At 72.0% G+C, this 23764-nt stretch carries 21 protein-coding genes; 15 read left to right on the forward strand and 6 right to left on the reverse strand.

What is annotated here, in order from left to right:
* Positions 1–43: 43 nt before the first annotated feature.
* On the reverse strand, positions 44–367 hold the full coding sequence (locus ACIA6T_RS12430) for a DUF427 domain-containing protein (RefSeq protein WP_399446489.1): 324 nt from the start codon (positions 365–367) through the stop codon (positions 44–46).
* A gap of 99 nt (positions 368–466) precedes the next feature.
* Between ACIA6T_RS12430 and ACIA6T_RS12435 the strand changes: the two genes are divergently transcribed.
* The 9 genes from ACIA6T_RS12435 (at position 467) to gatB (ending at position 11603) form a co-directional block, all read left to right on the forward strand.
* Entirely contained in the window at positions 467–1006 is a 540-nt protein-coding gene (locus ACIA6T_RS12435) for a TIGR00730 family Rossman fold protein (RefSeq protein WP_399446490.1), read from the forward strand.
* An 18-nt stretch (positions 1007–1024) separates the two neighbouring features.
* Entirely contained in the window at positions 1025–1723 is a 699-nt protein-coding gene (locus ACIA6T_RS12440; RefSeq protein ID WP_399446491.1) for an SDR family oxidoreductase, read from the forward strand.
* A 104-nt stretch (positions 1724–1827) separates the two neighbouring features.
* Complete coding sequence (locus ACIA6T_RS12445) at positions 1828–2835, forward strand: methionine synthase (RefSeq protein ID WP_399446492.1); 1008 nt, start codon at positions 1828–1830, stop codon at positions 2833–2835.
* A gap of 14 nt (positions 2836–2849) precedes the next feature.
* Positions 2850–5045: an NAD-dependent DNA ligase LigA gene (gene ligA, locus ACIA6T_RS12450; protein WP_399446493.1), complete on the forward strand. Its 2196-nt coding sequence runs from the start codon at positions 2850–2852 to the stop codon at positions 5043–5045.
* Between the two features lie 260 nt (positions 5046–5305).
* Positions 5306–7552 carry a putative bifunctional diguanylate cyclase/phosphodiesterase gene (locus ACIA6T_RS12455; protein WP_399446494.1) on the forward strand — a complete coding sequence of 749 codons (2247 nt, stop codon included), beginning with the start codon at positions 5306–5308 and terminating at the stop codon, positions 7550–7552.
* A 485-nt stretch (positions 7553–8037) separates the two neighbouring features.
* On the forward strand, positions 8038–8334 hold the full coding sequence (gatC, locus tag ACIA6T_RS12460) for an Asp-tRNA(Asn)/Glu-tRNA(Gln) amidotransferase subunit GatC (protein ID WP_070023066.1): 297 nt from the start codon (positions 8038–8040) through the stop codon (positions 8332–8334).
* 6 nt (positions 8335–8340) lie between these two features.
* A complete protein-coding gene (gene gatA / locus ACIA6T_RS12465; RefSeq protein WP_399446495.1) occupies positions 8341–9837 on the forward strand; it encodes an Asp-tRNA(Asn)/Glu-tRNA(Gln) amidotransferase subunit GatA in 1497 nt (498 codons plus the stop codon).
* Positions 9834–10073 (forward strand): hypothetical protein, encoded by a 240-nt coding sequence (locus ACIA6T_RS12470; protein WP_030216519.1) that lies wholly within the window; start codon positions 9834–9836, stop codon positions 10071–10073. Before gatA ends, ACIA6T_RS12470 begins: the two co-directional genes overlap by 4 nt.
* A 15-nt stretch (positions 10074–10088) precedes the next feature.
* Positions 10089–11603, forward strand: coding sequence for an Asp-tRNA(Asn)/Glu-tRNA(Gln) amidotransferase subunit GatB (gene gatB / locus ACIA6T_RS12475; protein WP_399446496.1), 1515 nt, complete (start codon positions 10089–10091; stop codon positions 11601–11603).
* A gap of 74 nt (positions 11604–11677) precedes the next feature.
* Here gatB and ACIA6T_RS12480 read toward each other — a convergent pair whose 3' ends face one another.
* Positions 11678–12481 carry a methyltransferase domain-containing protein gene (locus ACIA6T_RS12480; protein WP_399446497.1) on the reverse strand — a complete coding sequence of 268 codons (804 nt, stop codon included), beginning with the start codon at positions 12479–12481 and terminating at the stop codon, positions 11678–11680.
* A 187-nt stretch (positions 12482–12668) separates the two neighbouring features.
* On the opposite strand from ACIA6T_RS12480, the gene ACIA6T_RS12485 reads away from it, so the two are divergent.
* The 4 genes from ACIA6T_RS12485 (at position 12669) to ACIA6T_RS12500 (ending at position 16536) form a co-directional block, all read left to right on the forward strand.
* The gene (locus tag ACIA6T_RS12485) at positions 12669–13004 is read left to right on the forward strand and encodes a hypothetical protein (RefSeq protein WP_399446498.1); all 336 of its coding nucleotides are present in this window, start codon (positions 12669–12671) and stop codon (positions 13002–13004) included.
* Between the two features lie 172 nt (positions 13005–13176).
* Entirely contained in the window at positions 13177–15423 is a 2247-nt protein-coding gene (locus ACIA6T_RS12490) for an MMPL family transporter (RefSeq protein WP_399446499.1), read from the forward strand.
* On the forward strand, positions 15401–15961 hold the full coding sequence (locus ACIA6T_RS12495; protein WP_399446500.1) for a GNAT family N-acetyltransferase: 561 nt from the start codon (positions 15401–15403) through the stop codon (positions 15959–15961). The genes ACIA6T_RS12490 and ACIA6T_RS12495 overlap by 23 nt, the downstream gene beginning before the upstream one ends.
* Before the next feature lie 35 nt (positions 15962–15996).
* Positions 15997–16536 carry a hypothetical protein gene (locus tag ACIA6T_RS12500; RefSeq protein ID WP_399446501.1) on the forward strand — a complete coding sequence of 180 codons (540 nt, stop codon included), beginning with the start codon at positions 15997–15999 and terminating at the stop codon, positions 16534–16536.
* 50 nt (positions 16537–16586) lie between these two features.
* Here the strand turns inward: ACIA6T_RS12500 and ACIA6T_RS12505 are convergent, their stop codons facing one another.
* The 4 genes from ACIA6T_RS12505 to ACIA6T_RS12520 are packed head-to-tail and all read right to left on the reverse strand — an operon-like array spanning position 16587 to position 20844.
* Positions 16587–17498: a 5-dehydro-4-deoxyglucarate dehydratase gene (locus ACIA6T_RS12505; RefSeq protein ID WP_399446502.1), complete on the reverse strand. Its 912-nt coding sequence runs from the start codon at positions 17496–17498 to the stop codon at positions 16587–16589.
* A gap of 46 nt (positions 17499–17544) precedes the next feature.
* Positions 17545–18528 (reverse strand): 2-hydroxyacid dehydrogenase, encoded by a 984-nt coding sequence (locus ACIA6T_RS12510; RefSeq protein ID WP_399446503.1) that lies wholly within the window; start codon positions 18526–18528, stop codon positions 17545–17547.
* A gap of 7 nt (positions 18529–18535) precedes the next feature.
* Positions 18536–19810 (reverse strand): glucarate dehydratase family protein, encoded by a 1275-nt coding sequence (locus tag ACIA6T_RS12515; protein WP_399446504.1) that lies wholly within the window; start codon positions 19808–19810, stop codon positions 18536–18538.
* 59 nt (positions 19811–19869) lie between these two features.
* The gene (locus ACIA6T_RS12520; RefSeq protein WP_399446505.1) at positions 19870–20844 is read right to left on the reverse strand and encodes a 2-hydroxyacid dehydrogenase; all 975 of its coding nucleotides are present in this window, start codon (positions 20842–20844) and stop codon (positions 19870–19872) included.
* Between the two features lie 389 nt (positions 20845–21233).
* Between ACIA6T_RS12520 and ACIA6T_RS12525 the strand changes: the two genes are divergently transcribed.
* Together ACIA6T_RS12525 and ACIA6T_RS12530 are read left to right on the forward strand one after the other, a co-directional pair.
* Entirely contained in the window at positions 21234–22826 is a 1593-nt protein-coding gene (locus ACIA6T_RS12525; RefSeq protein ID WP_399446506.1) for an ABC transporter substrate-binding protein, read from the forward strand.
* Position 22827: 1 nt separating this feature from the next.
* Positions 22828–23757, forward strand: coding sequence for an ABC transporter permease (locus ACIA6T_RS12530; RefSeq protein WP_399446507.1), 930 nt, complete (start codon positions 22828–22830; stop codon positions 23755–23757).
* Positions 23758–23764 lie beyond the last annotated feature (7 nt).

The following is a 23764-nucleotide window of genomic DNA, read 5'->3' on the forward strand; positions in this document are numbered from 1 at the left end:
TGAGGCGGGCGGCGCGTTCGCCCATCACAACCCGTTTACCTGATCAGCCGACTTCGACCTCGTGGAAGCAGAGGTGGTCCTTGATCCGCGCGACGTCCGGCTTCGGCTCCGGGTACGCCCAGACCAGGTCCGCCGCGTCCGGCAGCGACCAGTAGGAGGCGGTGCCTTTGAAGGGGCAGCGCGTGTGCGTCTCCGACGGCGTCAGCAGGTCGAGCCGTACGTCCGCCGGCGGGATGTAGTACCGGTCCGGACAGCCCGTCTCCTTCAGCAGCAGTGCCCCGTCGCTCTCCGCCAGCACCTGCCCGCCGCGCACCACGCGCACGTGCCGGTCACTGGCCTCGATGGTGATGCGGTGGCCTGTGGTCACGATCGTCCCTCCTCGGGTGGCCGACTCCGCGAGTACAGCGCACGCCGATGCGGACTTCTTCCCGGGAAGGATCCGCGGGAGAGCCCGTACTGTGGGGCCGTGAACATCTGTGTCTTTCTCTCCGCCGCCGACCTCGACGAACGCTACACACGCCCCGCGCGGGAGTTCGGGCGGTTGCTCGGCAAGGGCGGGCACACCCTGGTGTGGGGCGGTTCGGACACCGGTCTGATGAAGGTCGTCGCCGACGGGGTGCACGAGGCGGGCGGCCGGCTCTGCGGAGTCTCGGTGGAGTTCCTCGCGGCGAAGGCGCGCGACGGCGTCGACGAGATGGTGATCGCGCGTGACCTCGCCGAGCGCAAGCGGCTGCTGCTGGAGAAGGCCGACGCGGTGGTCGTCATGGTCGGCGGCACCGGCACCCTCGACGAGGCGACCGAGATCCTGGAACTGAAGAAGCACGGGCACACCGAGAAGCCGGTGGTGCTGCTCAACACCGCGGGCTTCTACGACGGCCTCAAGGAGCAGTTCCGCCGCATGGAGGACGAGGGCTTCCTGCCCCGCCCGCTCACCGACCTGGTGTTCTTCGCCGAGGAGCCGGTGGGCGCGCTGGCGTACCTGGAGGAGAGCCTGGGCGTGGAGTGACCGCGCGATGATGCGAGCATGGCGGGCATGGCTACACATGTGATCACCGGAGCGGGCTCCGGCATCGGCGCGGCCGTCGCCCGCCGCCTGCACGCGCGCGGGGACGAACTCGTCCTGCACGCGCGCGACGCGGGCCGGGCGAAGGAACTGGCAGCCGGGTTCCCCGGCGCCCGCACCCTCGTCGGCGACCTGGCGGACCCGGACAAGCTCTCCTGGGCCTTCTCCCACCAGTCGCTCCCGGACCGGGTGGACTCCCTCCTGCACATCGCCGGCGTGGTCGACCTCGGCCCGGTCGGCGAGCTGACCCCGAAGACCTGGCGCCACCAGCTCAACGTCAACCTGATCGCCCCCGCCGAGCTGACCCGCCACTTCCTGCCCCAGCTCCGCGCGAGCCGGGGCCACGTGATCTTCGTCAACTCCGGCGCCGGTCTGAGCGCCCACGCCGACTGGTCCGCCTACGCCGCCTCCAAGCACGGCCTGAAGGCCCTCGCCGACTCCCTGCGCCACGAGGAGCACGGCAACGGGGTGCGCGTCACCTCGGTCTACCCCGGCCGCACGGCCAGCCCCATGCAGGCCAAGGTCCACCAGCAGGAGGGCAAGGAGTACGACCCCGCGCGGTGGATCGACCCCGAGTCGGTCGCCACGACGATCGTGACGGCCCTGGACCTCCCGGCCGACGCGGAGATCAACGACCTGACGGTCCGACCGGGACGGTGATTTTCAGCCCCTCCGGCGTTTGAGGAGCGGGGGTCCGGGGGCAGCGCCCCCGGGATGGGACGGGTAGGGGCGGCGGGGGCGAAAAACCTCCGTACGCTCTACGGGTGAGCGAAAACAGCCAGTTCAGCTTCGGCCCCGTCACCGGCATCGGCTCCATGCCGGGCGGGGACGCCCGAGAGGCCGCCAGAACGGTCACCGGCAGCTTCGAGACCTTCCCCCACCTCCCCGAACTCCCCGCCCGCGGCCCCGGCGCGGACATGATCGGCCGCACCGCGGGCCTGCTCGTGGAGCTCTACGCCCGCGTCGAACCCAGCGGCTGGCGCCTCGGCGACCACCCGGGCCGCGACACCAGGCGCGCCCGCTCCTGGCTCGGTGAGGACCTCGACGCGCTGGAGGAGTTCACCCAGGACTACCAGGGCCCCCTGAAGGTCCAGGCGGTCGGCCCGTGGACGCTCGCCGCCGCCCTGGAGCTGCGCAACGGCGAGGCCGTCCTCTCCGACCCCGGCGCCTGCCGCGACCTCGCCGCCTCCCTCGCCGAGGGACTGCGCCTCCACCTCGCCGAGGTGCGGCAGCGCGTGCCCGGCGCGCGGCTCGTCCTGCAGCTCGACGAACCCTCCCTCACCGCCGTACTGCGCGGACAGGTGCGGAGCGCCAGCGGCTACCGCACCCACCGCGCGGTGGACCGGCAGATCGTCGAGGCCACGCTGCGGGACGTCGTCGGGGTTCACGACGGCGGGCCCGTCGTGGTCCACTCGTGCGCACCGGACGTCCCGTTCGCCCTGCTGCGCCGGGCGGGCGCGGCGGGGGTCTCCTTCGACTTCTCCCTCCTCACCGAGCGTGACGACGAGGTGATCGGGGAAGCGGTGGAGAGCGGGACCCGGCTGTTCGCCGGTGTCGTCCCGGGGACGGACGGACCGTTGTCGGACCCGGGCGGTAGCGTCATGGGTGTCAGGACGCTCTGGCGCAGGCTGGGGCTGCGGCCGGGACTTCTCCCGGAGGCGGTCACGCTCACTCCGGCGTGCGGACTCGCGGGGGCTTCCCCGGAGTACGCGCGCAGGGCCCTCGCCCAGTGCGTCCGGGCGGCGAGATCCCTCGCGGACAACCCAGAGTAACGGGAGGACATACGGTGGCCGGCGACAAGCAAGCGGAGACGACGAGCGTGCCCGCCGGGGCACGGGAGAAGCACGCCAAGCTCGCTGAGCAGATCGAGGAGCACCGCTTCCGGTACTACGTGAACGACGCCCCCGTCATCAGCGACGCCGACTTCGACCGGCTGCTGCGGGAGTTGGAGGCGCTGGAGGAGGAGCATCCGGAGCTGCGCACCCCGGACTCGCCGACCCAGAAGGTCGCCGGGGCGTACGAGACGGAGTTCACCTCCGTGCGGCACGTCTCGCGCATGCTCTCCCTCGACAACACGTTCAACGACGACGACCTCGCCGCGTGGGCGGAGCGCATCCACAAGGAGCTGGGCGAGCAGAAGTTCCACTTCCTGTGCGAGCTGAAGGTCGACGGCCTCGCCGTCAACCTCACCTACGAGCGGGGGCGGCTGGTCCGCGCGGCGACCCGCGGCGACGGCCGTACGGGTGAGGACATCACGCCCAACGTCCGCACCATCGCCGAGATCCCGGACCGGCTGAAGGGCGACAAGGTGCCCGACCTGGTGGAGGTCCGCGGGGAGGTCTACTTCCCGATGGAGAAGTTCCAGGGGCTCAACGCCCGCCTGGTCGAGGCCGGCGACAAGCCCTTCGCCAACCCGCGCAACGCGGCGGCCGGTTCGCTGCGCCAGAAGGACCCCCGGGTCACCGCCTCCCGTCCGCTGCACATGGTGGTGCACGGCATCGGCGTCCTGGAGGGCTACAAGGGCATGACCCGCCTCTCCCAGGGCTACGACCTGCTGAAGAGCTGGGGCCTGCCCACCTCCGAGCACAACAGGGTGGTCGACGACCTCGCCGGCGTACGGGAGTTCATCGCGTACTACGGCGAGAACCGGCACTCCGTGGCGCACGAGATCGACGGGGTCGTCGTCAAGCTCGACGAGATCTCCCTGCAGGGCCGCCTCGGCACCACCTCGCGCGCGCCGCGCTGGGCCATCGCGTACAAGTACGCGCCCGAGGAGGTCAACACCAGGCTGGTCGACATCCGCGTGGGGGTGGGCCGTACGGGCAGGGTCACGCCGTACGCCCAGGTCGAACCGGTCCACGTGGCGGGCTCCGAGGTGGAGTTCGCCACGCTCCACAACCAGGACGTGGTCAAGGCCAAGGGCGTCCTCATCGGTGACACGGTGGTGCTGCGCAAGGCCGGTGACGTGATCCCGGAGATCCTCGGTCCGGTCGCCGACCTGCGGGACGGCAGCGAGCGGGAGTTCGTGATGCCGGCCGAGTGCCCCGAGTGCGGTACGCCGCTGAAGGCGATGAAGGAGGGCGATGTCGACCTGCGCTGTCCCAACGCCCGTACGTGTCCGGCACAGTTGCGGGAGCGGCTGTTCTACCTGGCCGGGCGCAGGGCGCTGGACATCGAGCACTTCGGCTATGTCGCCGCGGCGGCGCTGACCAGGCCGCTGGAGCCCGCGGAGCCGCCGCTGCGGGACGAGGGCGACCTGTTCGGCCTCACCGTCGAGCAGTTGCTGCCCATCAAGGCGTACGTCCTCGACCAGGACAGCGGGCTGCCCAAGCGGGACCCGAAGACCGGTGAGGAGAAGGTCGCCACCGTCTTCGCCAACCAGGAGGGCGAGCCGAGGAAGAACGCGGTCGCGATGCTGGCGAACATCGCGGCGGCCAAGGAGCGTCCGCTGGCGCGCGTGCTGACCGGTCTGTCGATCCGTCATGTCGGTCCGGTCGCGGCGGAGGCGCTGGCCCGTGAGTTCCGCTCCGTCGACCGCATCGAGCAGGCCACCGAGGAGGAGCTGGCGGGCACCGAGGGAGTCGGGCCGACCATCGCCGCCTCGCTCAAGCAGTGGTTCGCCGAGGACTGGCACCGGGAGATCATCCGTAAGTGGAAAGCGGCCGGTGTCCGTATGGAGGACGAGGGGGCGGGGGAGGACGAGGGGCCGCGTCCGCTGGAAGGGCTCACCGTCGTGGTGACCGGAACCCTGGAGAACTTCACCCGGGACGGCGCGAAGGAGGCGCTGCAGAGCCAGGGGGCGAAGGTGACCGGATCCGTCTCCAAGAAGACGTCGTTCGTCGTCGTGGGCGACAATCCCGGGACGAAGTACGACAAGGCGATGCAGCTCAAGGTGCCGGTTCTGGACGAGGACGGCTTCACCGTCCTCCTCGGGCAAGGCCCGAAGGCCGCGGCGGACGTCGCTCTTTCGGCCGAGGAGTAGCGGTTGAAGGTCGCCCGATCGGTGCATATCAGATGCATACGGGTGGCTGGGGCGCATTCGGGCAACCGTCGGCGACCGGTGCCCGTACAGGCCTTCCGCGGCCTACTGTTGAGATGTGCGCCTGCCGTGCCCAGCTGCGGTCGGAGCAACCCCGTACTCGTGAGGGGTCCGGGGTAAGGGCTTTCCACCGCGGAGCCGCTGAGAGTCGTCGGGCATCGGGCCGCGTGGCGTGGGCACCGCCGGCTGGGAGAGGGACGGGAATGGAACCGACCGAGAGCGCCGCCCCGGGCTCACGGCCGCGCCTGCGCCGCATGGCGGTCGCATGGCTGCGCGGCCGTGAGGACGGGCGGCCCGCGGGGCGGCCGGGCGCGAAGGGGCGCACCGGGACGCGTACCGCGGACGCGCGCGGTGTCGGGCGGCCGGTCGCCGGGCACGGTCCCGGGCTGTCCGAGGCGGACGCGGAACGGCACCCGTCCTGGCCCGCGTTGCCCACGGCGGTCGTCGCCGCGGCCGGGTTCGTGCTGGGCGCCGGCTTCCTGCGGGCGTTCACCGGAGGGCACGCGCTCTTCCCGTCCGGCACGGTCGGCTGGTCGCTGGCGGTGCTGAACGGAATCATCGTCGGCCATCTGGTGATGCTGGGCCGTTCCCGGTGGTGGGGCGGTACGGGTTCCGGCGCCGCCCTCACCCTCGCGGTGCTGCTGCTCTACGGCTGGGTCCCGGCCGGGATGGTCAGCCTCACCGTCGTCGTGCTGGTCGGCATGGCCCGGCGGGGCCACTGGCGGCAGGGCGTGCTGCACGGTGCGGTGGACCTGCTCGGCATCGGCGCCGGTGCGCTGGTGCTGGCCGCGTTCGGCTGCGTGCCGTCCGTCGAGTCGCCGTCGACCCCGGACACCTGGACGCTGTACACCGCCCCGGGGGTGGTGCTGGTCGCCGCGGTCTATCTCGCGGTCACCCGCGGTCTGCTGTGGTACCTGCACACCCCCCGCGCGGGGCTGCCCACCGTGGCCCGTACCGCGCTGGTCCGGCAGGGCCTTGTCGCTGTCGCCCTGCTCGGTATAGCGCCGCTGGTGTGTGTGGTCGCCGATGCCGAACCGGTGCTGCTGCCCCTGTTCTCCATCCCGCTGATCGCCCTCGACTCCACGCTGTGGATAGCCCGCGCGCGGGCCGAGGAGCAGCTGCGCGATCCGCTGACCGGACTGCCGAACCGGCAGTGGCTGCTGGAACGCATCTGGACCGCGCTGGACGACGCGGAGCGGATCGGTGCCCGTGCCGCGCTCATGCTGATCGACCTGGACCGGTTCCGGTCGGTCAACGACACCCTCGGGCATCTCGCCGGTGACCGGCTGCTGCTGCAGATAGCCGACCGGCTCGCACTCGCCCTGCCGCGCGGGGCGGAGGCCGCGCGGCTCGGCGGTGACGAGTTCGCCGTCTTACTGCCCGTCGCCGACTCCACGACGGCCGCCACCCGCGTCGCCCGCTCCCTCGTCGCCGCCCTCAGCTCCCCGCTCGACCTCGACGGGCTCACCCTCGTCCTGGAGGCGAGTGCGGGGGTCGCCGTCTTTCCCGACCACGCCGACGACGCGGAGGGGCTGTTGCGGCGGGCGGACGTGGCGATGTACCAGGCCAAGCGGGACCGTACGGGGGTCGAGGCGTACGAGTCCAAGCGGGACTCCAACACCCCTGACCGGCTGGGGCTGCTGGGGGATCTGCGGCGGGCGCTGGACGCCCGGGAGGTCGAGCTCCACTACCAGCCGAAGGTGCGCTTCGACGGGCAGGTCGCGGGGCTCGAGGCGCTGGTGCGGTGGGTGCATCCGGAGCGGGGGAAGGTACCGCCGGACGAGTTCATAGCGATCGCCGAGTCGTCCGGGCTGATGCCGCACCTCACCGAGTACGTGCTGGAGACCGCGCTGGGGCAGGTCGCGCGGTGGCGGGCCCAGGGGTTGTTCGTGCCGGTCGCCGTGAACGTGTCCCCGCGCGATGTCCACACGGCCGGTTTCGCGGGCTCCGTGGCGGCGCGGCTGGCTCGGCACGGGGTGCCGGCGGGGGCGCTGCAGCTGGAGATCACCGAGCATGTGCTGCTGGAGGATCCGCAGCGTGCGGCCGACACGTTGAACGCGTTGACCGGGCACGGGGTGAAGATGTCGCTGGACGACTTCGGTACGGGGTACTCGTCGTTGGTGCATCTGCGGCGGCTGCCGGTGAGTGAGCTGAAGATCGACCGGTCGTTCGTGGCCCGGCTGGCCGTGGACACGGAGGACGCGGAGATCGTGCGCTGCACGGTCGACCTGGCGCATTCGCTGGGGCTGCTCGTCGTCGCGGAGGGGGTGGAGGACGACGAGACGTGGGAGCGGCTGCGTGATCTCCGCTGCGACGCGGTGCAGGGCTGGCTGGTCGCCGCGGCGATGCCGCCGGACGAGACCACGGCCTGGCTCCTCGCCCGCGGCTCCCGCGGCTGGCAACGCCCGGCCGCGGCGCTCCCGGCCGCGACGACCACGGCCGACGAATAGTCACTGCTGGTGCGGGCGGGATGCCTGCGGCGCAGTGTGTCGGTCCGGTGGGGGCCTGGGTGGCGCCCACTGTCCGGTGGGTGGGTCGGGGCCGGGCCGCGCGGTCCCACCCCGTACCGACGCGAGGCACCCGCGAAACCACCCCCGCTCAGCGACGACGCGAAGCGTCCCCCGCCCTTCCGTCGCAGGCGGAGAAACGCCGCACGGCGTCCGGACAGGGCGGGCACCCGGAAAGGGTTTCACGGGCACGGCCCGCCGCCCCATAGGATTGGGGACTGGCGTCACATTCCCGCCTGCCCCGCGACGCCTGGCACGCACGCTCGCCGCGTTGCCGAACCGCCCACGTGGCTCCGCCACGAGGGCGCTCCGGCGCCTTGCGATCGCACGCACCAGACGCCGCGGGACCCGCCCTGCGGGCGGACGACGGGAATGCGACGCCGGCCCCCAGCCCCGAACCACACACACTCACCCCAGAGGATCGCTGCATGCCTGGCATTACGCGCGAGGAGGTCGCCCACCTCGCCCGGCTGGCGCGTCTGGAGCTGAAGCCCGAAGAGCTCGAACACTTCGCGGGCCAGCTGGACGACATCATCGGCGCGGTCGCCCGCGTCAGCGAGGTCGCCGACCAAGACGTACCGCCGACCTCGCACCCGCTCCCGCTGACGAACGTCATGCGCGCGGACGAGGTCCGTCCCTCGCTCACCCCCGAGCAGGCGCTCTCCGGCGCCCCGGCCCAGGAGCAGCAGCGTTTCAAGGTGCCGCAGATCCTGGGGGAGGAGTAACCCGCCATGAGCGATCACATCATCAGGCTCACCGCCGCCGAGACCGCCGAGAAGATCGCCTCCGGTGAGCTCACGGCCGTAGAGGTCACCGAGGCGCACCTGGCCCGGATCGAGGCCGTCGACGAGAAGGTGCACGCCTTCCTGCACGTCGACCGTGAGGGTGCCCTGGCGCAGGCGCGCGCCGTGGACGAGAAGCGGGCCAAGGGGGAGAAGCTCGGTCCGCTGGCCGGCGTTCCCCTCGCCCTCAAGGACATCTTCACCACCGAGGGCATCCCGACCACCGTCGGTTCCAAGATCCTCGAGGGCTGGATCCCGCCGTACGACGCGACGCTCACCAAGCGGCTGAAGGCCGCCGACGTCGTCATCCTCGGCAAGACCAACATGGACGAGTTCGCCATGGGGTCCAGCACCGAGAACAGCGCCTACGGGCCGACCGGCAATCCGTGGGACCTGACCAGGATCCCCGGGGGGTCGGGCGGTGGTTCGTCCGCCGCGCTCGCCTCCTTCCAGGCACCGCTCGCCATCGGTACCGACACCGGCGGTTCCATCCGCCAGCCGGCCGCCGTCACCGGCACCGTCGGTGTGAAGCCGACGTACGGCTCCGTCTCCCGGTACGGCATGGTCGCCTTCTCCAGCTCCCTGGACCAGGGCGGGCCCTGCGCCCGTACGGTCCTGGACGCGGCCCTGCTGCACGAGGTGATCGCCGGGCACGACCCGATGGACTCCACCTCCGTCGACGCCCCGGTCCCGCCGGTCGTCGAGGCCGCCCGCAACGGCAGCGTCGCCGGCATGCGCGTCGGCGTCGTCAGGCAGTTCCGCGGCGAGGGCTACCAGGCCGGTGTCGTCCAGCGGTTCGACGAGGCCGTCGAGATGATGAAGGGGCTCGGTGCCGAGATCGTCGAGCTGGACTGTCCGTCCTTCGACCTCGCGCTGTCGGCCTACTACCTGATCGCGCCCTCCGAGTGCTCCTCCAACCTCGCCCGCTTCGACGGCCTGCGCTACGGCCTGCGGACCGGCGACGACGGCTCGCACTCCGCCGAGGAGGTCACCTCGCTGACCCGTGAGGCCGGCTTCGGCCCCGAGGTCAAGCGCCGCGTCATGCTCGGCACGTACGCCCTGTCGAGCGGCTACTACGACGCGTACTACGGCAGCGCCCAGAAGGTCCGCACCCTCATCAAGCAGGAGTTCGAGCGGGCCTTCGAGCAGGTCGACGTGATCGTCTCCCCGACGACCCCGACCACCGCCTTCCCGATCGGCGAGCGCGCCGACGACCCGATGGCGATGTACCTGGCCGACCTGTGCACCATCCCCACCAACCTGGCGGGCAACGCGGCCATGTCGCTGCCCTGCGGCCTCGCCCCCGAGGACAACCTGCCGGTGGGTCTGCAGATCATCGCCCCCGCCATGAAGGACGACCGGCTCTACAAGGTCGGCGCCGCCGTCGAGGCGGCCTTCGTGGAAAAGTGGGGCCACCCGCTGATCGAGGAGGCACCGTCGCTGTGAGCGCACTGTCCAAGGCCAAGGGATTCAAGAAGTCCAAGTCCGGTCTGTACGTCTCCATGGCCACCTCGGCGTTCGGCGCCGTCGGTGTGTACAAGCAGATCAAGAAGGCGCGCGGCGAGAACGACACGCTGCGGCTGCTCGACGCGGTCGTCACCGGCGCCGCCGTCATCACCAACCTCGCCATCCTCTACCGCGAGGTGAAGCGCCTCGGCGACGACGACGTCCTGCTGGGCTGAGAGGGAAGTTTCACCGTGACCACCACGACTGACCTGGTGTCGTACGAGGACGCACTCGCGTCGTACGACCCCGTCATGGGCCTCGAGGTCCATGTCGAACTCGGCACCCGGACCAAGATGTTCTGCGGCTGCTCGACGGCGCTGGGCGCCGACCCGAACACCCAGACCTGCCCCGTCTGCCTCGGCATGCCCGGCGCGCTCCCGGTCGTCAACGCGACCGGCGTCGAGTCGGCGATCAAGATCGGTCTCGCGCTGAACTGCGAGATCGCCGAGTGGTGCCGCTTCGCCCGGAAGAACTACTTCTATCCGGACATGCCGAAGAACTTCCAGACCTCCCAGTACGACGAGCCGATCGCCTTCGACGGCTACCTCGACGTGCAGCTGGAGGACGGCGAGACCTTCCGCGTCCAGATCGAGCGCGCCCACATGGAGGAGGACACCGGCAAGTCCACGCACGTGGGCGGTGCCACCGGCCGTATCCACGGCGCGTCCCACTCCCTGCTGGACTACAACCGCGCCGGCATCCCGCTGATCGAGATCGTCACCAAGCCGATCGAGGGAGCGGGCGAGCGTGCCCCCGAGGTCGCGCGGGCCTACGTCCGTGAGCTGCGCGAGCTCATCCGGGCGCTCGGCGTGTCCGAGGCCCGGATGGAGATGGGCCAGATGCGCTGCGACGTGAACCTGTCGCTGCGCCCGCACGGCCGGGAGAAGTTCGGCACCCGCAGCGAGACGAAGAACGTCAACTCGCTGCGGTCCGTCGAGCGCGCCGCCCGCTTCGAGATCCAGCGGCACGCCGCCGTGCTCGGCGGCGGCGGCACGATCATCCAGGAGACCCGCCACTTCCACGAGGACACGGGGTCCACGACCTCCGGCCGCGTGAAGGAGGAGGCCGAGGACTACCGGTACTTCCCGGAGCCCGACCTGGTGCCCGTGGCGCCCTCGCGCGAGTGGGTCGAGGAGATCCGTTCCGCCCTGCCCGAGCTGCCGCTGGTGCGCCGCAACCGGCTCCGCGAGGAGTGGGGGATCTCCGGCACCGACATGCAGGCCATCCTCAACGCCGGTGCGCTGGACCCGATCGTCGCCACGATCGACGCCGGTGCCGACGCGGCCTCCGCCCGCAAGTGGTGGATGGGTGAGCTGGCCCGCAGCGCCAACGAGTCCGGGAAGTCGCTCGACGAGCTGGCGATCACCCCGGAGCAGGTGGCCCGGGTCGCCGAGCTGGTCGTGAAGGGCGATCTGAACGACAAGCTGGCCCGTCAGGTCATCGAGGGCGTCCTCGCCGGTGAGGGCACCCCGGACGAGGTGGTCGACAAGCGCGGTCTGAAGGTCGTCTCCGACGAGGGCGCCCTGGGCACCGCCGTCGACGAGGCCATCGCCGGCAACCCGGGTATCGCGGACAAGATCCGCGGTGGCAAGGTGGCCGCGGCCGGTGCCCTGGTCGGCGCGGTCATGAAGGCCACGCGCGGGCAGGCCGACGCGGCCCGCGTGAAGGAGCTGATCCTGCAGAAGCTGGGTGTCGGCGAGGGCTGAGCGCCGAAGAACGGGAGAGGGGACGCACCGGGTCCGGTGCGTCCCCTCCCTCATGCGGTCACGCCGTCACGCGGTCAGGCGCGGCGGCCCACCACACGGGCGAAGCCCAGCGTGCGGCCCTGGTCCACGCGGAGCATCTCCGCGCACTCCCGGCTCATCCGCACGTGGAACTCCTCCGTGCTCTCCTCGTGGACGACGTCGCACCAGAGCAGCCACTCCCGCCAGCCGTCCTCCAGCCAGTCGGCCGTCTCGACCTCCACCGCCCCGCTGCGGGTCCAGTGGCGGCGCCACCAGGCGGGGCTGTGGAAGCACCAGAACGCGGGGTCCCAGAAGGGCTTCAGGTGCTCCGGCGGTTCGGTGCCCTCGATCTCCTCGGGCGTCGACGGGACGACGACCCCGATCCGCCCGCCGGGCTTCAGCAGCCGGGTCAGCGTCGGCAGGTACAGGTCGTCGGTGCCGAAGTACTGGTACGCGTCGACGGAGACGATCGCGTCGAAGCTCTCCTCCCCGAAGGGCAGGTCGTGCGCCTCGGCGAGGACCGGGAACACCCGGTCGGCCACGCCCGCCTCCGCGATGCGGCGCGCGTTGTCGTCCGGCTTGATCCACAGGTCGGCCGCGGTGACCTGGACGTCGTACTCCCTGGCCAGGAAGACCGACGTCATGGCGCGTCCGCAGCCCAGGTCGAGCACGCGTGCGCCGGGGCGCAGGGTGTCGAGGCCGAGGGCAGGGGCGAGCCACTCCAGCAGCCACAGCGCGTGCGGGCCCATCTGGTTGTCGACGGCCCAGCGGGCGTCGTAGGCGCTGCTGCGGGGGTAGCGGGGCAGGGCGATGCGGCTAGCGAGGTCGTCGCGCGGGGTGTTCGGTGTGATGTCCGACATCGGTGAACGGGCTCCTTGGGGCCGTGAAGAGGGAAAGGGTCGCGTCGGAGCTCGGGCGGACAATCATCAAAGCACCTGCTTCGGCCGGCGGCGGACTGCCGCGGAACGTCGGAAGGGCGGACGGTAGCAGCCGGCCCCGCACCCCCGCATCCGGATTTCCGGGCCGCGGACGCTACGCTCCCGCGCCATGAGTGGACGCGCCGATTCCGATGACCAGACCGCGGACGTCCGGGCCGCGGACGCCGGGCAGGACGCCGGGCAGGGTGACGAAGCCTCGCGGGAGGTGCGGCGCGCCCGGTGGGCCGCGGTCGGTGCCGGGGCCGTACTCGCCCTCGCGGGTGTGGCCGCCGCTCTGCTCCGTCTCGCGGGTTCCGCACCGGCCCTCGTCCCCGTCGCGTACGCCTGCGGGGCCGCCGTCTGCGCCCTCGCCGCGGTGCTGGGCTCCCGGGGGCGGACCCGCAGAGCGCTGGGGCCGCTGGTCGCGGGGCTCATGATCATGGCGCTGGGGGACCAGTTCGACTGAGCGGTGCCGCTGCTCGCGGAGATGTGAACAAGGACACGAAAGCGACAAACGATCAGTTATGCCTGCAAGAGTGGTCAGTGCATTGCTCATGCGTTCTTTGCGGGATGTTCGGTCCACCTTCGGCTGTTCCCGGTCAAAGATCCACACCTCAGTCACTCCGGGAGCACGTTTCGTGGCAGCCCTCGCACGCTGGTGTGTCCAACGCCGTCTGATCACCGTTCTGCTCTGGCTCCTCGCCCTCGGCGGGGTCTCCGCCGGCGCCTTCGTCGCCGGCTCCGCCTACTCGAACGACTACCAGGTGCCCGGCACCGAGTCGGGGCGGGCCACCCAACTGCTGAAGGAGGGCTTCCCGGGACTCGACGGCGACAGCGACAACGTGGTCTGGCACACCACGTCCGGCAGCGTCCGGGACACCGGTGTCGAGCAGGCCATGACCCGCACCCTGGACCGGATCGGGGACCTGCCCGGCGTGGCCGCCGTGAGCGGTCCGTACGGCGACCAGGGCGCCGGCCGGATCAGCGCGGACGGCCGCACCGCCTACGCCACGGTCACCTTCGATGACCGGTCCAAGGACATCGACGCGGGCGAGGCCGCCACCGTGGTGGAGACGGCCGAGGCCGCACGGACCGACGGGCTCCAGGTCGAGCTGAGCGGCAGCGCCGTCGAGACCGGCGAGTCCTCCGGCGGGCACACGGCCGAGATCGTCGGCGTGGCCGTCGCCGCCGTCGTCCTCTTCCTCGCCTTCGGCTCGCTCGCCGCCGCGCTGCTGCCCATAGCCACCGCCCTGGTCGGCGTCGGCACCGCCTACGCCGGGACCGTGCTCCTCGGGCACGTCATGACCGTCGCCGACTTCGCCCCCATGCTCGGCATGCTGATCGGGCTCGGCGTCGGCATCGACTACGCGCTGTTCATCGTGACCCGGCACCGGCGCGGACTGAAGCGCGGCCTCACCGTCACCGAGGCCGCCACCAACGCCGTCGCCACCACCGGACGGGCGGTCGTCTTCGCGGGCGCCACCGTCTGCATAGCCCTGCTGGGCATGCTGATCCTCCGGCTGAACTTCCTCAACGGCGTCGCCATCGCGGCCTCGCTCACCGTCGTCCTGACCGTCGCCGCCTCCGTCACCCTGCTGCCCGCCCTGCTGAAGTACATCGGCATACGCGCGCTCAGCCGCCGGGAGCGGCGCCGGCTGGCGGAGCACGGGCCCGAGCCGGAGCTGCCGACCGGGTTCGCCGCCCGCTGGTCGGCGTTGGTCGAGCGCCACCCCAAGCTGCTCGGCGCGGTCGCCGTCGTCGTCATGGCCGTCCTCGCGCTGCCCACCCTCTCCCTCCACCTGGGCACCTCCGACCAGGGCAACGACCCCAAGACGTCCACCACCCGCCAGGCCTACGACCTCCTCGCCGACGGCTTCGGCCCCGGCGTGAACGGCCCCCTCACCCTCGTCACCCACGTCGACGGCGCCGGGGACCGGCTCGCCCTGGACAACCTCGACACCACCCTGCGCGCCACCGAGGGCGTCGCGTCGGTGTCGCCCGCGACCTACGGCGCGGGCGGCGACACCGCGTACCTCACCGTCGTACCGGAGTCGTCCCCGCAGTCGAAGCAGACCAGTGACCTGGTCGACCGGCTGCGCGACGACGTGCTGCCGCGGGCCGAGTCGGGCACCTCGCTCGACGTGCACGTCGGCGGTGTGACGGCCGGGTACGACGACTTCGCCGACGTCATCGTCGACAAGCTGCCCCTCTTCGTCGGTGTCGTGATCGGCCTGGGCTGTCTGCTCCTCCTGCTCGCCTTCCGGTCCATGGCCATCCCGCTGAAGGCCGCCGTGATGAACGTGGCCGCCGTCGCCGCGGCCTTCGGCGTCGTCGTCGCGATCTTCCAGTGGGGCTGGGGCAGCGAACTGCTCGGCCTCGGCAGCGCGGGTCCCATCGAGCCCTTCCTGCCCGTGATCATGGTGTCGGTCCTCTTCGGGCTCTCCATGGACTACCAGGTCTTCCTGGTCAGCCGGATGTACGAGGAGTGGCTGGAGACCGGCGACAACCGGAGGGCCGTCCGCGTCGGCCTCGCGGAGACCAGCCGGGTGATCAACTCCGCCGCCGTGATCATGATCTCGGTCTTCCTCGCCTTCGTCCTCACCGGCGACCGGGTGATAGCCATGTTCGGCATCGCGCTCGCCGCGGCCGTCGCCCTCGACGCCTTCGTCCTGCGCACCCTGCTGGTCCCCGCCCTCATGCACCTCCTCGGCGGCGCCAACTGGTGGCTGCCGCGCTCGCTGGACCGGATCCTGCCGCGCATCAGCATCGAGCCGCCCGAGGCCCGGGCCGCCCATGAGAGGCTGGCCGCCGCCACGGACGCCGAGGTGGCGGACGTGCTGGCCGAGGAGGAGCAGCAGCGGGATGTACGCGATACGACTGGGTGACGACGGAGCCGAACTGCGCCCCCTGGAGCCCTGGCACGCCGAGGAGTTCCTGGCCCATCTGGACCGGGGCCGGGAGTTCATCAACCAGTACGTCCCCTTCGGCTCCAAGGCCACGGACGTGGCCGGGGCGCGGGAGGTGCTCCGGCGGTACGCCGACTGGCGCGCCGCCGACACCGCCTCGCTGCACGGGCTGTGGCTGGACGGCACGCTCGTGGGCGGGGTGCTCACCCTGAACTTCGACGCCGGGAACGGAAGCTGCGAGGTGGGCTGCTGGCTGGAGCCCGCCGCCACCGGTCGCGGGCTCGTCACCCGCGCGATGCGGGTGCTCATCGACTGGGCCGTCGAGCAGCGCGGCATCCACCGGGTCGAATGGGTCGCGGCGGCCGGCAACGAGCCGAGCGTCAACGTCGCCCGCCGGCTCGGCATGACCCGTGACGGTGTGCGCCGCGAGGCCCATCTCCACCACGGGGTACGCCACGACCTGGAGGTGTGGTCCGTGCTGGCCCCGGAGTGGCGCGCGGCGCACAACGATCATTAAGCGGACTCTCAGAGAGCGTCCGTACGGTGCGGGGCATGGGAACCAGGACAGTGGACGAGACCGGAGCCGACACCGAGCGCGACGAGACGGCGGTGGACGCCCCTGAGCCGGACGACGCCACGGACGAGGTGCGGGACGCACCCGAGGCCGGGACCGGGGCCGGCAAGGAGGACGGTCCGTCCGGTGTCGGACAGGGCGCCGCCGCGGTCGTCTCCGCGGCCCTCGGCCTCGTCTCGCTCACCGGCGGCTGGCTGGGCACGGTGGCCGCCGCGCGGGAGACCCTCATGGGCCAGCTGGAGACGGCCGCGGACGCCTCCGTCGCCACCCAGGTCAAGGAGGTGTACGGCGACGCCTGGCACACCAGCGCGCTGTGGGCCGGCCTGTTCGCGCTGACCGCGCTGATCGTGGGCGTGGTGGTGCTGGCGAGGCCCGCGTTCGGGACGCCGGGACGGACCGCCCAGGCGCCCTGGACCAAGTCGGTCGCCTGGGCGGGCGTGTCGCTCGGCGTCATCGGACTGCTGCTGGCGGTCCTCAAGTACACCGACGTGCTGCTGGGCCTGCCGGCGACCGGCTGAGCCGGGCCGCGTGAGGGGTCTCCGGGTGTCCGGAGACCCCTCACGCGCGTTCAGGAGGCGAGTACGGCGCGTGCCTCGGCGATGATGGCCGCCAGTTCCTCGGTCTCGGGCGCGGTGAGGGGGGTCAGCGGCGGGCGGACCGGTCCGGCCGCGAGGCCCTCCAGGGTGACCCCGGCCTTCACCAGCGCCACCGCGTATCCCGGAACCCGCTTGCGCAGCCGGACCAGGGGGTGGAAGAAGGTCCGCTGCAGCGCGTCGATCCGCTTCTGATCACCCTCCTCCACCGCGCGGTGGAAGGCCAGGGAGATGTCGGGCGCGAAGGCGAAGGCCGCCGACGAGTACAGCTCCACGCCCAGCGCCCGGTACGCGAGCTGGCTGGCCTCGGCCGTGGGCATGCCGTTGAAGAACTGGAACTCCTTGCCGGTCCCGTCGAGTGCCTCCTGTACGGCGGGGACGATCCGTGCGAGCAGATCGAGGTCGCCGGTGCCGTCCTTGAAGCCCGTCACGGTGGGCAACTGGGCGATCGCCGCCGCCGAGCGCTCGTCGAAGCGGGCGTTCGCCCGGTTGTAGACGATCAGCGGCAGGGCGGTCTCGCCGGCCACGTCGCGGGTGTAGGCGACGAGCCCGTCGGCGGGGGCCTCGACCAGGTAGGGCGGCATCAGCAGCAGACCGTCCGCACCGGCCTCCGCGGCCACCCGCGCGAGCCGGCGGGCCTGGCCGACGGCGCCGCCGGCCCCGGCGTACACCGGGACGCGTCCCGCCACCGCCTCGACGGCGGTGCGGACGACCGCGGTGTACTCCTCGTGGTCCAGGGCGTGGAACTCGCCGGTGCCGCAGGCGACGAAGACTCCGCCCGGTCCGGCGTCGACCCTGGCCGCGATGTGCCGGCGCAGGGCGTCGAGGTCGACGTCACCGGTCTCGGTGAACGGGGTGACGGGGAAGAACAGAACGCCTTCGAGCATGGGTGGGTTTCCTACTCTGGGTGAGGGACGGGAGTGCCGGCCGGTGTCAACGGCCGGGGGACGGAGCGCGGACCACGTTGGTGAGCGCGTCCCCCCGCTCCAGCCGGCCGATGTTCTCGGCGATCTCGGTCGCGCGGGCGGCGAAGGTGTCGGCCGTGTGGCCCGAGTGGTGCGGGGTCATCAGTACGTTCGGCAGGTCCTGGAAGGGCAGCCGGCTCGGCGCGTCGGGCGGGCCCGACCACCACACGTCCAGTGCGGCGCCCGCGATGGTGCCGGAGCCGAGCGCCTCGTAGAGCGCCTCCTCCTGGACCACCGGCCCCCGCGCCACGTTGACCAGCAGGGCCTCGGGTCCCATGGCCTTCAGTTCGGCGGGGCCGATCAGTCCACGGGTGGCGGGGCCCAGCGGGACGGTGACCACCACGACGTCGGAGTCGGCGAGGAGTTCCGGCAGCCGGTCGTCGCCACCGACCCAGTCGGGCCGCAGGTCCGCGGGGAACGGCGCCGAGGGGTCACGTCGTACGGCGCGGACCCGCAGGCCGACCGCCTGGCACAGCCGGGCGACCTCGGTGCCGGTCTCGCCGAAGCCGATGATGCCGACCCGGCGGCCGTGCAGCGTGGTCCCGAAGGGCAGTCCGGGGTCGACCGCCACGTTGCGCCACCGCCCGGCGCGCAGCGCGCGGTCGGCGCCCAGCACGTCGCGGGAGAGCATCAGCATCGACATCAGCACGTGCTCGGCGATGGAGCGGCCGTGGTGGTGGGTGGTGGCGACCGTGACCCCCGGGTGGAGCGCGTCCAGCGGGATGCCGTCGTAGCCGGCGCCGACGACGTGGACGAGCCGCAGCCGCCGCGCGCGCCGGGCGTCCTCGGGGCTCAGCTTCGAGCCGACGTAGACGTCGACGCCGGCGACGGCCTCGGAGAGCCGTGCGGGATCCAGGTCGAAGGACTCCAGCCAGTCGTGCTCGCCCTGGGTGGACGCCTTGAGCCGGTCGTGGAAGCGGCTCAGGATGCGGTGGTCGAGCATGATGCGCATGATCGGCTCACCACCTGGGGGTCTTGGTCGGGAAGGACGGTTCGAAGCGGCGCATGTAGCCGGTGTCGTCGCGGTCGCGCAGCCCGCAGTCGAGGTACTGCCGGTGCAGCCGGGCCAGGGCGTCCCGGTCCAGTTCCACGCCGAGTCCGGGAGCCGTCGGCACGGCGAGCCGGCCCTCGACGAACCGCAGCGGCGTGGGGTCGACGACGTCCTCGTCGGGCCGCTTCCAGGGCCAGTGCGTGTCGCAGGCGTAGGTCAGCCGCGGTGTCGCGGCGGCCAGGTGGGTCATCGCGGCGAGGCTGATGCCGAGGTGCGAGTTGGAGTGCATCGACAGGCCGAGGCCGAAGGTCCCGCAGATCGCGGCGAGCTGTCCGCAGCGCCGCGGACCGCCCCAGAAGTGGTGGTCGGACAGGACGATGCCGACGGCTCCCTTCGCCACCGCCGGGGCGAGGTCGTCGAAGGAGACCACGCACATGTTGGTCGCCAGCGGCGTGGGCGTCTCGCGGGCCACGGCGGCCATGCCGTCGATGCCCTCGGTCGGGTCCTCCAGGTACTGCAGGACGCCGTCCAGCTCCCGGGCGACGTGCAGGGACGTTTCCGTACTCCAGGCCGCGTTGGGGTCGAGCCGCAGCGGCAGCTCCGGGAACGCCTTGCGCAGCGCCTTGACCGCGGCGATCTCCTCGTCCGGCGGGAAGACACCGCCCTTGAGCTTGATCGAGGTGAAGCCGTACGTGCCGATCATGCGGCGGGCCTGTTCGACCAGTCCCGCCGGGTCGAGGGCGGGGCCCCAGTCGTCGTCCTCCTGGCCCGGGTGGCCGGCCCACTTGTAGAAGAGGTACGCGCTGTAGGGCACCGAGTCGCGGACCGCTCCGCCCAGCAGGTCGCTGACCGGGCGGCCCACGAGCTTGCCCTGGACGTCCAGGCAGGCGACGTCGAACGGGGACATGACCCGGTCCACGGTGCTGCTGCCCGTGACCATGCCGGACATGCCGTCGCCGCCCGTGGTGTCGGCGCCCAGCGCGCGGGTGGTGCGGGCGATCAGCTCGTTCAGACTCCACACGTCCATGCCGGTCAGTCCGTCGGCGGCCCGGCGCAGCCGCTCCAGGTGCACCGTGCCGCCGTAGGTCTCACCGACGCCGCTGACACCGGACTCGGTGGTGATCTCCACGATGGTGCGCAGGGCGTAGGGCTCGTGCACTCCGACCGTGTTCAGCAAGGGGTGGTCCCGGAAGGCCACGGGGGTCACGGTGACGCCGGCGATCCGCTCTGAGGTCCGAACCATGAATGCCATCCTCATATGTAGTCGGCGTTCTCATTTGTAGACAGCCAGGTGCGGCGGTGTCAATGGGCGGATCCCGGTACCGGGGTGAGCAGGACCCCCTCGGTCATGAACCGCTCCACGTTGCGCAGCACCAGATCGCCCATGGCCTCGCGGGTCTCCCGGGTGGCGCTGGCGATATGGGGGAGCAGGACCACCCGGTCCGAGTCCAGGAGCGCCCGCGGCACGTTCGGCTCGTCGGCGAAGACGTCGAGCGCCGCGCCCGCGATCCGCCCCGCCTCCACCGCCGCGACCAGGGCGGATTCATCGACGACGCTGCCCCGCGCGACGTTCACCAGATGGCCCTCGGGGCCGAGCGCGTCCAGCACCGCCGCCGACACCGGGCCCTCCGTTCCCGCGCCGCCGGCGACGGTGACGACGAGCGCGTCGCACGCCTCGGCCAGCGCCCGCGCGGTGGGCGGACGGCGGTACGGGACACCGGGCACCGGGACGCGCGAGCAGTACGACACCTCCACGCCGAACCCCTCGAGCCGTCGCGCCACGGCCCGGCCGATGCGGCCCAGCCCGAGGACACCGACCCGCTTCCCGCTCACCCGCGCGGCCGGCGGGAAGGGCGCGGTGCTCCAGCCGCCGGCCCGTACGTACCGGTCGGCCGCCGACATCCGGCGCATGACGTCGATCAACGCGCCGACGGCGAGGTCGGCCACGCAGTCGGTGAGCACGTCCGGGGTGTTGCTGACGTCGATGCCGCGCGCCCGGGCGCGGACCACGTCCGTGGTCTCGTGTCCGACGCCGAAGTGGACGATCGCGCCCAGCCTCGGCAGCGCGTCCATCAGGGCGTTCCCGACCCCGAACCGCGCGCTGGTGACGGCGGCGACCACGTCCGCGCCGTGGTCGCGCAGGAAGCGGTCGGGGTCGGGCAGCTCGTGCAGACGCACCGTGTGATGGCGCTCGGCAAGGGTCCGCTCCAGGCCGGGGGGCAGCGGGGAAACCTGGAGCACGGTGGCCGGGGCGGTCGTGGTGCCGGGAATGGGCATGTGATCTCCTGCCTGGATCGATGGGGGCGGGGCGCGCGGGTGGAGCAGGCGCGGCCCTGTGGGTGCCGTGAAAGGCGTCCGGGGCCACGCGGTCGTCGCGGCCGGTCGGCTCGGGCGTCGGCGCCTTGGCGTGGCGCCTCGGCATGGCGCCGGACGGTCCGGCCGGTCGCGCCGCCGTGCCGGGCGGGGCGGCCGGCCGTGCCCGGCACGGACCGGCCGCGCGAGGAGCGCGGCGCGGATCCGTTCCCGCACATGTCTTGACGCTGCCACGGTGCCGGTTTAGCTTCGGCGTTCACAGATGCGGACCGGGTACGCAAGTGTAGACAGCCTCTCGCAGTCACCCGTACGTGGAACGCGACACACCAGCACTCACCGGAGACAGGCCGACGATGAAGTTCTCCGTTTCCCCCCTTCCGCCCACCGGACGAAGGCGCCTCCGCGCGCCGACGGCGACACTCCTGGCGGGCACGGTGCTGCTGTCCAGCGGCTGCGCCGTGGCGGGCAGCGCCGCCGGTGACGCCGGCCGTGCCGACGGCCGCACCCTGCGGGTGGTGCTCACCCAGGAACCACCGACCCTGGAACCCTGCGAGGCCTCGCTGACCGGCACCGGCGTCGTCGTCCGGTCCAACATCACCGAGCCCCTCGTCGAACGCGACCCCGACTCCGGCGAACTCCACCCGCTGCTCGCCACCGGCTGGAAACAGACCGGCGACCGCACCTGGACCTTCGACACACGCGAGGGGGTGACCTTCCAGAACGGCGAGCCGTTCACCGCGCGGGACGCCGCCTTCTCCATCGACCGGGCCGTCAACTCCGACCTCGCCTGCAACGTCGAGGGCTATGTCTTCGGCGACGACGACCTGACGGTCGAGGCGGAGAGCGACACCCGGCTGACCGTCACCACCGAGCAGCCCGACCCGATCCTGCCGCTGCGCCTGAGCTTCGTGGAGATCGTGCCGCGCACGACGGACGCCGAGGCCAAGGTCCGTATCCCCGTCGGCACCGGCCCCTACGCCGTCAGCTCCTGGCAGCCCGGAGCGGCGATCGACCTCAGCCGCTACGACGACTACTGGGGCGACGCCCCCGACTTCCCCCGCGCCCGCTACGTCTGGCGCAGCGACGCCAGTGTCCGCGCCGCCATGATCGACAAGGGCGAGGCGGAGATCGCCGTGGCCCTCGACCCCATCGAGGCCGGGAAGGACACCACGGTCGCCTACCCCAACAACGAGACCACCGCGCTGCGGCTGGACGGCCGCGAGGCGCCGCTCGACGACATACGGGTACGTCGCGCCGTGGACCTGGCCGTGGACCGGGACGGCATCATCGACGCCCTGCTCGGCGGACTCGCCGAACCGGCCGGCCAGCTCGTCCCGCCCGGAGTGGTGGGACACGACGAGGAGATCGAACCCACCCGGCAGAACGTGGCACGGGCCAGGGCCCTGATCGAGGAGGCCGAGGCCGACGGCGTACCCGTCGACCGGCAGATCACCCTGGTCGCCCGCAACGGCATGTTCTCCGGGGTGTCGGAGACGGCGGAGGCGCTCCAGTACCAGATGCGGCGGATCGGGCTGAACGTCAAGGTCCGGATGGCGGACACCGCCACCCAGCTCCAGTACCAGCTCCGGCCGCTGCCCGAGAACGTCGGACCCATCGCCCTGCTGATCATGCACGGCAACCAGGCCGGTGACGCGGCCTTCACCACGAGCCAGTACCTGCTGAGCGACGGACCCCAGTCCACCTTCGGCACCGAGGAGCTCGACCGGCGCATCGCCGACGCGGGCGCGCTCTCCGGCGAGCAGCGGCAGAAGGCCTTCGCCGGCCTGCTCGCGGACCAGAACAGGTCGGTCGTCCAGTACGCCCACCTGGCCCACATGAGCGGACTGCTCGGCCTGTCACCGTCCATCCGGTACGAGCCGAACTCCGCCACCGGCGACGAGATGCGGCTGGCAGAGGTCGGCCCGGCGAAGGCGGGACAGCACTGACATGGTCACCTTTCTGCGCAAACGCGTCCTCTCCAGCGCCGTCCCCCTGGTGTGCGTGGTGCTGGGCGTGTTCTTCCTGGCCCGGATGACCGGCAACCCGGTCGACCTCTACCTCCCGCTGAGCGCCACCGCCGAACAGCGCGCGGAGTTCTCCGCCGCCCAGGGCTTCGACCTCTCCGTCCCGGCCCAGCTCTGGAACTACCTCGTCGACGCCGCCCACCTGGACTTCGGCACCTCGCTGCGGACCGGGCAGTCCGCCACCGAGATGGTCTTCGACGCCTTCCCCGTCACCCTCCAGCTCGCCGGCGTCACCATGCTCCTCGCGATCACCGGGGCGGTGCTGATCGGCAGCCTGGCCGCCTACCGGCCCAACTCCCCGGTCGACCGGATCGCCAGCCTGCTGTCGATGACGGCCGCCAGCATCCCCGACTTCTGGTTCGCCGTCATGGGCGTCCTCGTCTTCGGCGTCAGCCTCGACCTGCTGCCCACCTCCGGCACCCTCGGCGGGCCCGAGATCTGGGTGCTGCCCGTCGCGACCCTGCTGATCCGCCCGTTCGGCGTGCTCGTCCAGGTGGTGCGCGGCAGCATGGTCTCCGCGCTCTCCGCGCCCTACGTCAAGATCGCCCGCGCCAAGGGCGCCACACCCCGCCGGGTGATCTTCGGCCACGCCCTGCGCAACGCGGTGACGCCGGTGCTGACCGTCGCCGGCGACCTGACGGTGGGCCTGGTCAACGGCGCCGTCATCGTGGAGACGATCTTCGGCTGGCCCGGCATCGGCAAGCTCATGATCGACTCCATCCTCCAGCGCGACTTCGCGGTCCTCCAGGCGGCCGTCCTGATGACCGCGGTGACGATCTTCGCGCTGAACATCCTCGTCGACGTCTGCCACGCGCTGACCGACCCCCGAGTACGTCAGGCGGTGCCGGCGTGAGCGAAGG

The sequence above is a fragment of the Streptomyces sp. NPDC051740 genome, from assembly GCF_044453165.1.
GTDB lineage: Bacteria > Actinomycetota > Actinomycetes > Streptomycetales > Streptomycetaceae > Streptomyces > Streptomyces atrovirens.

What these genes read in the sequence shown, in the direction of transcription:
- ACIA6T_RS12440 (WP_399446491.1), top strand. Translation starts at nt 1,025, where the DNA reads ATGGCGGGCATGGCTACACATGTGATCACCGGAGCGGGCTCCGGCATC.
- ACIA6T_RS12455 (WP_399446494.1), top strand. Translation starts at nt 5,306, where the DNA reads ATGGAACCGACCGAGAGCGCCGCCCCGGGCTCACGGCCGCGCCTGCGC.
- gatC (WP_070023066.1), top strand. Translation starts at nt 8,038, where the DNA reads ATGCCTGGCATTACGCGCGAGGAGGTCGCCCACCTCGCCCGGCTGGCG.
- gatA (WP_399446495.1), top strand. Translation starts at nt 8,341, where the DNA reads ATGAGCGATCACATCATCAGGCTCACCGCCGCCGAGACCGCCGAGAAG.
- ACIA6T_RS12480 (WP_399446497.1), bottom strand. Translation starts at nt 12,481, where the DNA reads ATGTCGGACATCACACCGAACACCCCGCGCGACGACCTCGCTAGCCGC.
- ACIA6T_RS12485 (WP_399446498.1), top strand. Translation starts at nt 12,669, where the DNA reads ATGAGTGGACGCGCCGATTCCGATGACCAGACCGCGGACGTCCGGGCC.
- ACIA6T_RS12495 (WP_399446500.1), top strand. Translation starts at nt 15,401, where the DNA reads ATGTACGCGATACGACTGGGTGACGACGGAGCCGAACTGCGCCCCCTG.
- ACIA6T_RS12500 (WP_399446501.1), top strand. Translation starts at nt 15,997, where the DNA reads ATGGGAACCAGGACAGTGGACGAGACCGGAGCCGACACCGAGCGCGAC.
- ACIA6T_RS12505 (WP_399446502.1), bottom strand. Translation starts at nt 17,498, where the DNA reads ATGCTCGAAGGCGTTCTGTTCTTCCCCGTCACCCCGTTCACCGAGACC.
- ACIA6T_RS12510 (WP_399446503.1), bottom strand. Translation starts at nt 18,528, where the DNA reads ATGCGCATCATGCTCGACCACCGCATCCTGAGCCGCTTCCACGACCGG.
- ACIA6T_RS12515 (WP_399446504.1), bottom strand. Translation starts at nt 19,810, where the DNA reads ATGGTTCGGACCTCAGAGCGGATCGCCGGCGTCACCGTGACCCCCGTG.
- ACIA6T_RS12520 (WP_399446505.1), bottom strand. Translation starts at nt 20,844, where the DNA reads ATGCCCATTCCCGGCACCACGACCGCCCCGGCCACCGTGCTCCAGGTT.
- ACIA6T_RS12525 (WP_399446506.1), top strand. Translation starts at nt 21,234, where the DNA reads ATGAAGTTCTCCGTTTCCCCCCTTCCGCCCACCGGACGAAGGCGCCTC.
- ACIA6T_RS12530 (WP_399446507.1), top strand. Translation starts at nt 22,828, where the DNA reads ATGGTCACCTTTCTGCGCAAACGCGTCCTCTCCAGCGCCGTCCCCCTG.